Raw genomic sequence first — 13,860 nt, 5'->3', positions numbered from 1 at the left:
TGGCCCGCTGGCTGCGGCATCCCCTGGCGCCATCACGCCAGCTCCACCCGGTTGCGTCCCAGGTGCTTGGCCTGATAGAGGGCGAGATCGGTGCGCTGGAGCAGAGTATCCACCCCCTCCCCGCTCTGGCTGATACCCAGGGCAAGGCTCACGGTGAATCTTACCCCGTCACCTGAGACCAGCTCTTCGGTCGCGCACCTTATCTGCTCCGCCAGCGCACGGGCCTTGTCACCCGTCATGCCGGGCAGCCAGATGGCAAACTCCTCTCCCCCAAGGCGTGCCACCACCCCATCCAATGGGCAGAGCTGGCGCAGCAGGGTGCTGAATTCACGCAGTACATTGTCGCCAATCGCATGGCCATAGCGATCGTTGATCAGCTTGAAGTGATCGAGATCCAGCAGCAGGAGCGGCGTCCCCTCCTCTCCGTGCGCCTCCAGCACGGCGCGAAACGCCCGGCGATTGGAGAGCCCGGTCAGCTCGTCTGACATGGCGAGGGAGGAGAGCCGCATCTGGGTGCCATACATCTGCTGCACCATCAGCAGCACACCCCAGGCCGAGGCCAGCATGCCGATCGTGCGCAGGCTGTCTTCCACCGTGGAGAGCCACCAGGGCTGGAAATAGACCTCATCCATCAGATCGATGACGCCGGAGACGAGCCAGAGGGTCAGCCCGCCGGTGAGGGAGAGATAGGTTCTCAAGGTGATCTGGGCACACTGCACCACCCAGAACATGAACATCAGGGTCAGCACGTTGAGCGCTTCGGCCAGAGCCCCGACGGTATAGAGGTTGTGCTCTGCCAGGGGATCAAAGCTGACCCCGGCCAGGATCCCCGTCAGCAGCAGCAGACAGGGCAGGCTCACCAGCGCGAGACGACGGCAGGGAGGAAGCGAGAAGAACCGGGCGGGGTGAACGGATAACCTGAGGGGAGTCTTCATCATGTTTTGGGCTCCAAGCGCGCATGTCTTCTATCCCGAATGGCAGCCGTTGGCTGCCATCGCCAGCGAACCCCGACGGCATTCCTGGTGGCAAATCACTGATATTGTGGGCCGATTTTTCCATAAAAAACAATCCCCTCACCATATGGGTCAGGGGATTGTTGCAACGGTGACGGCGCGATCTGCCGTGAATCCGGGCGGGCGGCCCTTCCCTGCTCGCCCTCACGGCAGGCGGGCAGTGCCGCCTCAGGCGCTCTGGCGCAGGGCCTGATGCTGGGCGGCGCCGTTGATCACCGCCTGCAGGGAGGCGTTGACCACGTCGCGACCGACGGCGACGCCACACATCCGGGTGCCCTCGACGCTCAGCAGCACATAAGCGGCGGCGCGGGATTCGGTGCCGGCGGTGAGCGCATGCTCGGAGTAATCCAGCACATCGATGTGCATGCCGGTCTGACGTTGCCAGCCGTTGACCAGGGCGGTGATGGCTCCCTCCCCTTCACCGCACAGTTGCAGGGTGCCTTGGGGGGTCTGCAACTCCAGGCGCAGGCTCTCCTGACTGTCATGACCGAGCTGGAAGCGCCCGATGCGATAGCCGTGGGCAGGCTCGAGATAGTGCTGCTCGAACAGGGTACGGATCTGCTCCGGGCTGATTTCGCTGCTGCTCGCCTCAGCCTCGGCCTGCACCCGGCGGCTGAAGTCGATTTGCAGCCAGCGCGGCAGTTGCAGACCGAGGTCACGTTCCAGCAGATAGGTCACCCCTCCCTTGCCGGACTGGCTGTTGATGCGGATCACCGCCTCGTAGCTGCGACCGAGATCGGCAGGATCGATGGGCAGGTAAGCCACGTCCCAGTAGTGATCCGGTTTTTCTGCCGCGAGAGACTTGCGGATGGCGTCCTGGTGGCTGCCGGAAAACGCCGTGTAGACCAGCTCGCCGGCATAGGGGTGGCGCGGGTGCAGGGCAATCTGGGTGCAGGCCCCCACGGTGGCGACGATGGCATCCATGTCGGACAGGTCCAGCTCGGGGTCAATCCCCTGGCTGTAGAGGTTCATGGCCATGGTGACGATGTCCATGTTGCCGGTGCGCTCCCCGTTGCCGAGCAGGGTGCCCTCGATGCGATCCGCCCCCGCCAGCACCGCCAGCTCGGCGGCGGCCACCCCGCAGCCTCTGTCGTTGTGGGTGTGGATGGAGATGCTCACCTCGGGTCGCGCCTTGAGGTGTCGACAGAACCACTCCACCTGATCCGCAAACACGTTGGGGGTGCTCACCTCCACCGTGGCGGGGAGGTTCAGGATCATGGGACGGGCAGCGGCACGCCACTCGTCGATGACGGCGTCACACACCTCGACGGCGAACTCCACCTCGGTGCTGCTGAAGCTCTCCGGAGAATACTGGAAACTCCACTCGGTGCCCGGATTGCGGGCCGCATACTCCCGCACCCAGCGCGCCCCCTGCACGGCGATGGCCTTGACCCCGTCCTTGCCTGAGTTGAACACATAGTTGCGCTGGGTCGGGTTGACCGAGTTGTAGACGTGAACGATGGCCCGCTTCGCCCCCTTGAGGGCCTCGAAGGTGCGGGCGATCAGATCTTCACGCGCCTGCACCAGCACCTGGATGGTGACGTCATCGGGGATGAGGTTGCGCTCGATGAGTTCGCGCACAAAATCGAAGTCGGGCTGGGAGGCCGCCGGGAAGCCCACCTCGATGTGCTTGAAACCGATGTGGGTCATCAGCGCCCACATTTGCAGCTTCTGGGCCACCGTCATGGGCTCGACCAGCGCCTGGTTGCCATCGCGCAGGTCCACGGCGCACCAGAGCGGTGCCCGCTCCAGTACCCGGTTGGGCCACTGGCGATCCGCCAGGTTGATCACGGGGGCACGGCGGTATTTGCGATGATCGAAGCTCATATTCAGATTCCCTTGACGGATGGGCGAGGCGCCGGACGACCGGGCCGACAGGCGGGTGGGGCAAGGAGGGGAAGCGGGTTGGTGCGGTAACACCGTCCCTGACGAGTCGCGCGGCGGTAACCCCGCGACCGGTTTTCCTGCGGCCCCCGTCGGTCACCGGGGCCGGCCACGGCAGCCGGATCGGGCTGCGGGCGCTGATCCTCTCGCACGCCACCTTTCGGTGTGTCGGCGCAGACGACCTTGTTTGTATGAGCATCCAGTATAGGGAGGTCGTGGGGGCGAGAGATTGCGAAGATTGCACCATTTCATGTCAATTAAGCAATATGGATGCAGTGAATACCCAATAACGGGGTGAATATCACCACCCCTGATGGATTATTCGCCATCTCACCCATCTTCCTTGCTGGCGCCCCCCCGGAAGTGGCAGGGCGCAGGCAATAAAAAACCCCGCCATCGCTGGCGGGGTTTGCGTACATCGAGCGGGCAGTGTGCTGCCGGTGCTCTTAGCGGTTGTTCACCTTCTCATGCAGCTCCTGCACCGAGTTCACATTGGCGGTGGCATCGACACTGATGGCCATGCAGGTGGCGAAGGCCGCATGCAGCGTGGTGGTGTAAGCCACCTTGTGCTGCAGGGCGCCACGGCGCAGCTGCTTGGAATCCTCGATGGCCTGACGACCCTCGGCGGTGTTGACGATGTAGGTGTACTCGCCATTCTTGATGCGATCCAGAATGTGCGGACGACCCTCGTGCACCTTGTTGACCAGACGCGGGTTGATGCTCGCCTCGCCCAAGGTCACGGCGGTGCCGTGGGTGGCGTCGAGGTCATAGCCCAGCTCCAGCAGCTTGGCGGCCAGGTTGACCACCCGTTCCTTGTCGCCGTGGCGCACGGACAAGAGGGCGCGACCTTCGCTCGGAACCTGGTGACCGGCACCCAGCTGCGCCTTGGCATAGGCCTCGGCGAAGCTGCTGCCTACCCCCATGACTTCACCGGTGGAGCGCATTTCCGGCCCCAGCAGCGGATCCACACCCGGGAACTTGGCGAACGGCAGTACCACTTCCTTCACCGAGTAGTAGGGCGGGATGATCTCGGTGGTAAAGCCCTGTTCTTTCAGGCTCTGACCGGCCATGACGCGGGCGGCGATCTTCGCCAGCGGGGCACCGGTGGCCTTGGAGACGAAGGGCACGGTACGGGCGGCACGGGGGTTCACCTCGATGAGGTAAATCTCGTTGTCTTTCACCGCGAACTGCACGTTCATCAGACCGACCACGCCGAGTTCCAGCGCCAGCTTGCGCACCTGCTCGCGCATCTCGTCCTGGATGGCCTTGGACAGGGTGTAGGGCGGCAGGGAGCAGGCGGAGTCACCGGAGTGGATACCGGCCTGTTCGATGTGCTCCATGATGCCGCCGATGACCACGTCAACGCCGTCGCAGATGGCGTCCACGTCCACCTCGGTGGCGTCGTCCAGGAAGCGGTCCAGCAGCACCGGCGACTCGTTGGAGACGCTCACTGCCTCGGCGAAGTAGCGGCGCAGGTCCTGCTCGTCATAGACGATTTCCATGGCGCGGCCACCCAGCACGTAGGAGGGGCGAACCACCAGCGGGTAGGTGATGCGCGTGGCCAGTTGCACGGCCTGCTCCAGGGCGGTGACAGTGCCGTTTTCCGGCTGCTTGAGCCCCAGGCGCTCAACGGCGGACTGGAAGCGCTCGCGATCTTCCGCGCGGTCGATGGCATCCGGGCTGGTCCCGATGACCGGCACGCCGTTGGCTTCCAATGCCCGCGCCAGTTTCAGCGGAGTCTGGCCGCCGTACTGGACGATGACACCCTTGGGCTGCTCGACCCGCACGATTTCCAGCACGTCTTCCAGGGTCACCGGCTCGAAGTAGAGACGATCCGAGGTGTCGTAGTCGGTGGAGACGGTTTCCGGGTTGCAGTTGACCATGATGGTCTCGTAACCATCTTCACGCAGGGCCAGGGCCGCGTGTACGCAGCAGTAGTCGAACTCGATGCCCTGACCGATACGGTTCGGGCCGCCACCGATGACCATGATCTTGTCGCGGTTGGTGGGGTTGGCCTCGCACTCCTCGTCATAGCTGGAGTACATGTAGGCGGTATTGGTGGCGAACTCGGCGGCGCAGGTATCGACCCGCTTGTAGACCGGGAAGATGTTGTGGCGGGCACGCAATTTACGCACTTCCCCTTCGGCCACGCCGAGGATCTTGGCCAGGCGGGCGTCGGCAAAGCCCTTGCGCTTGAGGGCGCGCAGGAAGTCGGCGTCAAGACCGGCCATGCCGCGCTCTTTCACCTGCTCTTCCAGTTTCACCAGCTCTTCAATCTGCACCAGGAACCAGGGGTCAATCTTGGTCAGCTTGAACACGCCGTCCATGGAGAGGCCGGCGCGGAAGGCGTCGGCGATGTAGAAGATGCGCTCGGCACCAGCATCCTGCAGCTCGTGACGGATGCGGGTCAGAGAGTCGGGGGCGTTGAGGTCAACCATGGGGTCGAAGCCGGTCTTGCCGGTCTCGAGGCCACGCAGGGCCTTGTGCAGGGACTCCTGGAAGTTGCGGCCGATAGCCATCACTTCACCCACGGACTTCATCTGGGTGGTCAGACGGTCGTTGGCACCGGCGAACTTCTCGAAGTTGAAGCGCGGCACCTTGGTCACCACGTAGTCGATGGCCGGCTCGAAGGAGGCCGGGGTACGACCACCGGTGATGTCGTTCATCAGCTCGTCCAGGGTGTAACCGATGGCGAGCTTGGCGGCGATCTTGGCGATGGGGAAGCCGGTCGCCTTGGAGGCCAGTGCAGAGGAGCGCGACACCCGCGGGTTCATCTCGATGATGACCATGCGGCCGTCTTTGGGGTTGATGCCGAACTGGACGTTGGAGCCGCCGGTCTCGACACCGATCTCGCGCAGCACCGCCATGGAGGCGTTGCGCATGATCTGGTACTCCTTGTCGGTCAGCGTCTGAGCTGGCGCGACCGTGATGGAGTCACCGGTGTGGATGCCCATGGGGTCGAAGTTCTCGATGGCGCAGACGATGATGCAGTTGTCGTTGCGATCCCGCACCACTTCCATCTCGTACTCTTTCCAGCCGATGAGCGACTCGTCGATGAGCAGCTCCTTGGTCGGGGAGAGATCCAGACCGCGCTCGCAGATCTCCACGAACTCTTCGGTGTTGTAGGCGATGCCGCCGCCCGAGCCACCCATGGTAAAGGAAGGACGGATGATGCAGGGGAAGCCTACCATCTGCTGCACGCCCCAGGCCTCTTCCATATTGTGGGCGATGCCGGCACGGGGGCACTCGAGACCGATGCTGCGCATGGCCTTGTCAAAGCGGGAGCGATCTTCGGCCTTGTCGATGGCGTCGGCGGTGGCGCCGATCATCTCGACACCGAACTCCTTGAGCACGCCATGCTGCTCCAGCGCCAGGGCGCAGTTCAGCGCAGTCTGACCACCCATGGTGGGCAGGATGGCGTCCGGGCGCTCTTTCTTGATGATCTCGCGCACCACTTCCCAGGTGATGGGCTCGATGTAGGTGGCGTCGGCCATCTCCGGGTCGGTCATGATGGTGGCCGGGTTGGAGTTCACCAGGATGACGCGGTAGCCCTCTTCTTTCAGGGCCTTGCACGCCTGGGCGCCGGAGTAGTCGAATTCGCAGGCCTGACCGATGACGATGGGGCCGGCGCCGAGGATCAGGATGCTCTGTAGGTCGTTACGTTTTGGCATGGCTCTCTTTATCCTCTTAGGCGCGATACTGCTTAATCAATTCAATAAAGTGGTCGAACAGACCGGCACAATCGTGCGGGCCCGGGCTCGCTTCGGGGTGACCCTGGAAGCTGAAGGCCGGACGGTCGGTGCGATGGATGCCCTGGAGCGACCCATCGAACAGGGAGACGTGGGTGGCACGCAGGCACTCGGGCAGGGTCTGCTCGTCCACCGCAAAGCCGTGGTTCTGGGCGGTGATCATCACGGTGTTGTCGTCCAGACTCTTCACCGGGTGGTTGGCACCGTGGTGGCCGAACTTCATCTTGATGGTCTTGGCGCCGGAGGCCAGGCCCAGCAACTGGTGGCCCAGGCAGATACCGAACACCGGGGTGCTGGTATCAAGGAAAGCCTTGATAGCTTCGATGGCGTAGTCGCACGGCTCGGGGTCGCCGGGGCCGTTGGAGAGGAAGATGCCATCCGGGTTCATCGCCAGTACCTCGGCGGCCGGAGTCTTGGCCGGCACCACGGTCAGGCGGCAGCCACGGTCCACCAGCATGCGCAGGATGTTGCGCTTCACGCCGAAGTCGTAGGCCACCACGTGGTATTTCAGCTCATCGGCCGCCGGGGTGACGTGACCCTTGCCGAGCTGCCAGCTGCCTTCAGTCCAGCTGTAGGATTCGCTCACGGTCACTTCCTTGGCCAGGTCCATCCCCTTCAAACCGGGGAAGGCGCGGGCCTGTTCGAGGGCATGGGCTTCATCGAGCTGCTTGCCGGCCAGGATGCAACCGGCCTGGGCGCCTTTTTCACGCAGGATGCGGGTCAGCTTGCGGGTGTCGATGTCGGCGATGCCAACGATGTTGTGAGACTTGAGGTAATCGGAGAGGGATTGCTGATTGCGGAAGTTGGAGGCCAGTATCGGAAGGTCCCGGATGATGAGGCCCTGAGCATGGACCTGACTGGACTCTTCATCTTCGCTGTTGGTGCCGGTGTTGCCTATATGGGGGTAAGTGAGGGTAACGATCTGACGGGAATAGGAGGGATCTGTGAGGATTTCCTGATAACCCGTCATCGACGTGTTGAAAACCACTTCACCAACGGAACATCCCTCGGCGCCTATCGACACGCCTTTGAACACAGTTCCATCTTCCAGCACTAGCAATGCAGTGTGATTCAAGACAACCTCCAGTTATTTAGCTTTAAATTCAGCAATTTACCTGGGTGTTGCGGGCTCGGTTCCGGTCTTTGACAGGACTCGAACCCGGCAGATTTCTGGCAAATTGGGCGCATTCTACTTAAAAACGATCTCATTTCAACGTCTTTTCTCGTTTGAAATGCATCTAAATTCAATAAACAAGCAACATTACCCATTATCTATGCACTCACTCGCTTTGCAACCCCCTCTTCAAAAAGAAAAGCCAAACACAGACAACAAAGCGGCACCCGATGCCATGCAACGTACAAAAATCCAAATTTACCACTTAATAAACAGCAAGATAGAAAATTAAAAAATAAACAACACAACAGCAAAAACACCATTTGAAGCCAGAAAAGTGAACACAAAGAATGGAAAACGTTTTTCTTTGATTGCATTTTTAGTCTATTTCACATCAGGGCAAAATGCCCCCCGCAGGGGAATATTGAGACCCAAAGCCGTTACCCCTTGATGACATTTATGTCGCAAGAGGGTGGCAGGCTTGTAAGAATGGCAGGATTTAGCGAGGTTCACTCAAAAAGTGATGATTAAGGCTTATTTCTACAAAAAAGTGACAAAAAACCCCGGCGGACCGGGGTTTGGCAACCAGTACGGGAGTCTGCACTCCCCCTGAAGACGGTTTATTTCAGACCGAGCACATCCTGCATGTCATAGAGACCGGCCCCTTGCTGGCCGAGCCACTTGCCCGCCCGCACTGCACCGTTGGCGAAGGTCAGACGGCTGGAAGCCTTGTGGCTGATCTCGACCCGCTCGCCGATGTCGGCGAACATGACGGTGTGCTCCCCCACCAGATCCCCGGCGCGGATGGTGGCAAAGCCGATGGTGTTGCGATCCCGTTCACCGGTGATCCCCTCACGGCCATAGACGGCGCACTCTTTGAGATCCCGGCCCAGGGTTTTCGCCACCACTTCTCCCATGGAGAGCGCGGTGCCGGACGGAGCATCCACCTTGTGTCTGTGGTGCCCCTCGATGATCTCGATGTCGGTGTACTCCCCCATCACCCTGGCCGCCTGCTCCAGCAGCTTGAACACCAGGTTGACCCCGACCGAGTAGTTGGAGGCGAAGACGATGCCGATCTGCTTGCCCGCCTCGTGCAGGGCCGCCTTGCCCGCCTCGTCAAAGCCGGTGGTGCCGATCACCATCTGCTTGCCATGAGCCAGTGCAAAGGCGAGGTTCGCCAGGGTCACCTCGGGGCGGGTGAAGTCGATGATGAGATCGAATTCGTCCTTCACCTTCTCCAGACTGTCGCTGATGATGACGCCAAGGCGCCCCAGGCCGTTGAGTTCACCCGCATCCAGACCGATCACGGCAGAGCCCGGTCGTTCCAGCGCCGCTCCCACCACCACGCCCTCGGCGTTGGCGATAGCCTCCAGCAGCACCTTGCCCATACGACCATTACAGCCCATCACGGCCACACGGATCGGATTGTCCATCTCCACCCTCTCATCTCTTTATTATGGAAAGAGACCGTTTTACCAGCCCGCGCCCCCTTTGAAAAGCCCGATCTGGCCCGCCAAACCACCCCGACATTTAAACGATAAATCCATTAAAAACAGAATAAATAACGGAATAACCAGACAAGTCAGAATCACGAAGCAAAAAGCCCTATCCATCTGGACGGCTATCTTGACCCGGGCGGGCCGACTCACTACTGTTGGCCCCCCATGGTGGCAGGATGCCCGCCCTGTGCCCGCCCTGGAGGCGCCACAGGCAACGACAGGAGGTCATTGTTCAAGTTTCGAGGAACACATGATCCAGACCCAACCCCGTGCCAGAGCCCTGCTGCCCCTTCTGGTCTTTCTTGCCCTCTTCATCGGTACCGGTACCTGGCTGACCCTGCAGGGGGTCGAGTTCGCCTTCTACCAGCTCCCCGCCCCCGTTGCCGCCCTGCCTGCCGTCATGCTGGCCCTGCTGATGGGACGCGAGGGGTTCAACAAGAACCTCGAGACCTTCTTCAAGGGGGTGGGCGAGAGCAACATCATGGCCATGTGCCTCATCTATTTGCTGGCGGGCGCCTTCGCCACCGTGGCCAAGGCCACCGGCGGGGTGGATGCCACGGTCGCCCTCGGCCTCTCCCTCATTCCGGGCTGGTGCCTGCTGCCGGGGCTCTTCCTCATCTCTGCCTTCATTGCCACCGCCATGGGTACCTCCATGGGCACCATCGGCGCCGTGGCACCGGTGGCGCTGGGCGTCGCCCAGGCCGCCGGCATCGATCCGATGCTGATGGCGGGGACCATCCTCTCCGGCGCCATGTTCGGGGACAACCTCTCCATCATCTCCGACACCACCATCGCCGCCACCCGCAGCCAGGGCTGCGAGATGAAGGACAAGTTTCGCGAGAACATCAAGATTGCCGCCCCCGCCGCCGTGCTGGTGATCCTGCTCTATCTGGTGCTGGGCTCCACCGGTGAAGCGCCGGCCCCCACCGCCGAGGCGGACTTGCTCAAGGTTGCCCCCTACCTGCTGATCCTGGTGCTGGCCCTCTCTGGCATGAACGTCTTCATGGTACTGGGGCTCGGCATCCTGGCGGCCGGTGGCGTGGGGCTGCTTGGCAGCTACTCCCTCGGCCAGTTCAGCAAGGACATCTATCAGGGCTTTACCAGCATGCAGGAGATCTTCCTGCTCTCCATGCTCATCGGCGGTCTGGGTGCCCTGATGGAACGCCAGGGGGGGCTCGCATGGATAAGTGAGCGCATCGCCGCCCTGATTGCCCGCTTCACCCGCCACCACGATGGCGAGCAGAACGAAAAGGCGGCCGAGCTCGGCATCGCCGGCGTGGTGAGCCTCACCAACCTGTGCACCGCCAACAACACCGTGGCCATCATAGTCGCGAGCAAGGTGGCCAGGGATCTGGCGGACCATCACGGGGTCACCCCGCGCCGCGCCGCCTCCATGCTGGACATCTTCTCCTGCGTGGTGCAGGGGCTGATTCCCTGGGGCGCCCAGGCGCTGCTGCTGGGTTCCATCTTCGCCCTCTCGCCGATCCTGGTCGTGAGCATGAGCTTCTACCCCATGGCGCTGGCACTGGCCGCCATCGTGGCCGTCTTCCTCAAGCACCAGATGGGTGCAGTGGCTCCCGCCCCCCACCGTTCCTGACGCCCGACCTCAGGGGCCGCCCGGCTGGCGGCCCCGCCATCGGCTTTTCATCCCGTCGGCCCCTTGCTAAGGTAGCGCCAGCCCACCTTTGCCCAGGAGTCCCCATGCCGGATACCCAACCCGAACGCCAGAACCTGCGCCAGCTCATTCGCCAGCGCAGAAAAAGCCTGAGCCAGGCCGAGCAGCAGGCGGCGGCCCAACAGCTGGTCGAACGCTTCCAGGAACACCCCGGCATCCTCGCGGCCAGGCGCATCGCCCTCTATCTGGCCAACGACGGGGAGCTCGATCCCCTGCCCGCCATCCACTGGCTGTGGGCCCGGCAAAAGGAGGTCTACCTGCCGGTGCTACACCCCTTCACCCCGGGTCACCTGCTCTTCTTGCGCTACACCGCCACCACCCCCATGACCCGCAACCGCTACGGCATCGCCGAGCCCGAGCTCGACGTGCAGCAGGTGCTGCCCCACAGCATGCTGGACATCATCTGCACCCCGCTGGTGGCCTTCGATGAGGCTGGCAACCGCCTCGGCATGGGGGGCGGCTACTACGATCGCACCCTCGCCTGCTGGCACGAGCACCAGCTCGGCCCAAGACCTCTGGGGCTCGCCCACGACTGCCAGCAGGTGGATGCCGTCCCCCGGGAGCAGTGGGACGTGCCGCTCCCCCAGATCATCACCCCCAGCCGCAGCTGGCACTTTGCCTGATCAGACGGGCCGCCCCCTTCGGTTCAATAAACAGGCAAACGATTTACATCTTGAGGATTTTTGCGCCGGAACGTGAGCACCATGGTCGCTCTGGGGGGGATGCTTGGATATAATGCGCCCGCTTTTTCCATAAGGATCCATCATGACTCAAGATGAAATGAAGAAGGCGGCCGGTTGGGCTGCGCTCAAATACGTGGTACCCGGCACCATCGTCGGGGTGGGCACCGGCTCTACCGTCAATCACTTCATCGACGCACTGGCGACCATGAAAGACCAGATCAAGGGCGCGGTGTCGAGCTCCATCGCCTCCACCGAGCGCCTCAAGGGTCTCGGCATCCCGGTGTTTGACCTCAACGACATCGATGCCCTCTCCGTCTACGTGGATGGTGCCGACGAGATCAACGCCAGCCGCGACATGATCAAGGGGGGCGGCGCCGCCCTGACCCGCGAGAAGATCGTCGCCGCCGTGGCCGACCAGTTCATCTGCATCATCGACAACACCAAGACCGTCGACGTGCTGGGCACCTTCCCCCTGCCGGTGGAAGTGATCCCCATGGCCCGCGAATACGTGGCCCGCGAGATCCGCGCCCTTGGCGGCAACCCGGTGTGGCGTGAAGGGGTGGTGACCGACAACGGCAACATCATCCTGGACGTCAAGGGCATGGCCATCACCGATGCCAAGGCTCTGGAAACCTGCCTCAACAGCATCGTGGGCGTGGTCACCAACGGCCTGTTCGCCCACCGTGGCGCCGACGTTGTGCTGATCGGCACCCCCGAGGGTGTGATCACCAACTAAGGCCCGCTCCCCGGACCTCTCCCTCCGGGCAAGCCCCCGCCCCGGTCAGTCAATCTGACTGCCCCAAATGGAAAACGGCGCCTCATGGCGCCGTTTCTGGTTATCCCTCAATGGCTTGTAGCAGCACATCTGCAACAATCGTTGATAACTTCAAAGAATTTGACTTTCGTCACAAATATTCCCTCTCCCAAACGTTTTTGCTACTTTACGGTTTTCTTCACACTGCAAGCCTGAACGCATTTTTCAAAACAATAGAGGGAACGTCATGACAGCCAAGTTTTCGCTGGACAAGGATAAGATCAAGGTACTGCTGCTGGAGGGAGTCCATCCCAATACGGTGGAGACCTTTCGGGCAGCCGGCTACACCAATGTGGAATATCTGAAGACGTCCCTGTCGGAAGAGGAGTTGATCGAGCGCATTCGTGACGTGCATTTCGTGGGCCTGCGTTCACGCACCCAGATCACCGAGAAGGTGCTGGATGCCGCCACCAAGCTGGTGGCCATCGGCTGCTTCTGCATCGGCACCAACCAGGTCTCCCTCGACGCCGCCCACGTGCGCGGCATCCCCGTCTTCAACGCCCCCTTCTCCAACACCCGCTCCGTGGCCGAACTGGTACTGGGGGAGATCCTGCTGCTGCTGCGCGGCATTCCCGAGAAGAACGCCAAGTGCCATCGCGGCGTCTGGGAGAAGCTGGCCAACCGCAGCGTCGAAGCCCGCGGCAAGAAGCTCGGCATCATCGGCTACGGTCACATCGGCACCCAGCTTGGCATCATCGCCGAGATGATCGGCATGAAGGTCTATTACTACGACATCGAGAACAAGCTCTCCCTTGGCAACGCCATCCAGGTGCCGAACCTGGTGGAGCTGCTCAACATGTCTGACGTCATCAGCCTGCACGTACCGGAAACCGCCTCCACCAAGGATCTCATCGGTGCAGAGCAACTGCGCATGATGAAACCGGGCGCCATCTTCATCAACGCCTCCCGCGGCACCGTGGTGGACATCGATGCCCTGGCCGACGTCATCAAGAGCGGCCACCTCTCCGGCGCCGCCATCGACGTCTTCCCGGTGGAGCCCAAGTCCAACGACGAGGAGTTCCTCACCCCGCTGCGCGGCCTGGACAACGTGATCCTGACCCCCCACATCGGCGGCTCCACCCAGGAAGCCCAGGAAAACATCGGTCTGGAAGTGGCCAACAAGCTGGTCAAATACTCCGACAACGGCTCCACCCTCTCCGCGGTCAACTTCCCGGAAGTCTCCCTGCCCGGCCACAAGGGCTCCAGCCGCCTGCTGCACATTCACCGCAACCAGCCCGGCGTGATGAACCAGATCAACCAGATCTTCGCCGACGAGGGGATCAACATCGCCGGTCAGTACCTGCAGACCAGCAGCGAGATCGGTTACGTGGTCATCGACGTCGAAACCGAGCACAGCGAGAAGGCCCTGGCCCGTCTCAAAGAGATCAATGGGACCATCCGTGCCCGGATCCTGCACTGATAAGCCCTT

9 protein-coding genes are annotated in these 13,860 nt (G+C 62.1%); 4 read left to right on the top strand and 5 right to left on the bottom strand.

The annotated features are described in order from the left end of the window. Positions 1 to 32: 32 nt before the first annotated feature. The 5 genes from I6L48_RS11905 to dapB all read right to left on the bottom strand — a co-directional run bounded on the left by I6L48_RS11905 (position 33) and on the right by dapB (position 9,193). Positions 33 to 938: a GGDEF domain-containing protein gene (locus I6L48_RS11905; RefSeq protein WP_113070070.1), complete on the bottom strand. Its 906-nt coding sequence runs from the start codon at positions 936 to 938 to the stop codon at positions 33 to 35. A gap of 243 nt (positions 939 to 1,181) precedes the next feature. Further along, positions 1,182 to 2,840, bottom strand: coding sequence for a 2-isopropylmalate synthase (gene leuA / locus I6L48_RS11900; RefSeq protein ID WP_113070069.1), 1,659 nt, complete (start codon positions 2,838 to 2,840; stop codon positions 1,182 to 1,184). Positions 2,841 to 3,343: 503 nt separating this feature from the next. Next, on the bottom strand, positions 3,344 to 6,568 hold the full coding sequence (gene carB, locus I6L48_RS11895; RefSeq protein ID WP_010675188.1) for a carbamoyl-phosphate synthase large subunit: 3,225 nt from the start codon (positions 6,566 to 6,568) through the stop codon (positions 3,344 to 3,346). Positions 6,569 to 6,584: 16 nt separating this feature from the next. Further along, on the bottom strand, positions 6,585 to 7,721 hold the full coding sequence (carA, locus tag I6L48_RS11890) for a glutamine-hydrolyzing carbamoyl-phosphate synthase small subunit (RefSeq protein ID WP_010675189.1): 1,137 nt from the start codon (positions 7,719 to 7,721) through the stop codon (positions 6,585 to 6,587). A 659-nt stretch (positions 7,722 to 8,380) separates the two neighbouring features. Next, a complete protein-coding gene (dapB, locus tag I6L48_RS11885) occupies positions 8,381 to 9,193 on the bottom strand; it encodes a 4-hydroxy-tetrahydrodipicolinate reductase (RefSeq protein WP_010675190.1) in 813 nt (270 codons plus the stop codon). Between the two features lie 316 nt (positions 9,194 to 9,509). Between dapB and I6L48_RS11880 the strand changes: the two genes are divergently transcribed. The 4 genes from I6L48_RS11880 to serA all read left to right on the top strand — a co-directional run bounded on the left by I6L48_RS11880 (position 9,510) and on the right by serA (position 13,851). Beyond that, positions 9,510 to 10,856, top strand: coding sequence for a Na+/H+ antiporter NhaC family protein (locus I6L48_RS11880; RefSeq protein WP_039040381.1), 1,347 nt, complete (start codon positions 9,510 to 9,512; stop codon positions 10,854 to 10,856). Between the two features lie 104 nt (positions 10,857 to 10,960). Continuing rightward, on the top strand, positions 10,961 to 11,557 hold the full coding sequence (locus tag I6L48_RS11875; RefSeq protein WP_039040382.1) for a 5-formyltetrahydrofolate cyclo-ligase: 597 nt from the start codon (positions 10,961 to 10,963) through the stop codon (positions 11,555 to 11,557). Positions 11,558 to 11,699: 142 nt separating this feature from the next. Next, complete coding sequence (gene rpiA / locus I6L48_RS11870) at positions 11,700 to 12,353, top strand: ribose-5-phosphate isomerase RpiA (protein WP_216987264.1); 654 nt, start codon at positions 11,700 to 11,702, stop codon at positions 12,351 to 12,353. A gap of 265 nt (positions 12,354 to 12,618) precedes the next feature. Beyond that, on the top strand, positions 12,619 to 13,851 hold the full coding sequence (gene serA, locus I6L48_RS11865) for a phosphoglycerate dehydrogenase (RefSeq protein ID WP_039040384.1): 1,233 nt from the start codon (positions 12,619 to 12,621) through the stop codon (positions 13,849 to 13,851). Positions 13,852 to 13,860: the final 9 nt, after the last annotated feature.

Origin of the sequence: Aeromonas sp. FDAARGOS 1418, from assembly GCF_019048585.1 — a bacterium.
GTDB lineage: Bacteria > Pseudomonadota > Gammaproteobacteria > Enterobacterales > Aeromonadaceae > Aeromonas > Aeromonas caviae.
This window is presented reverse-complemented; position numbering and strand designations above follow the sequence as displayed.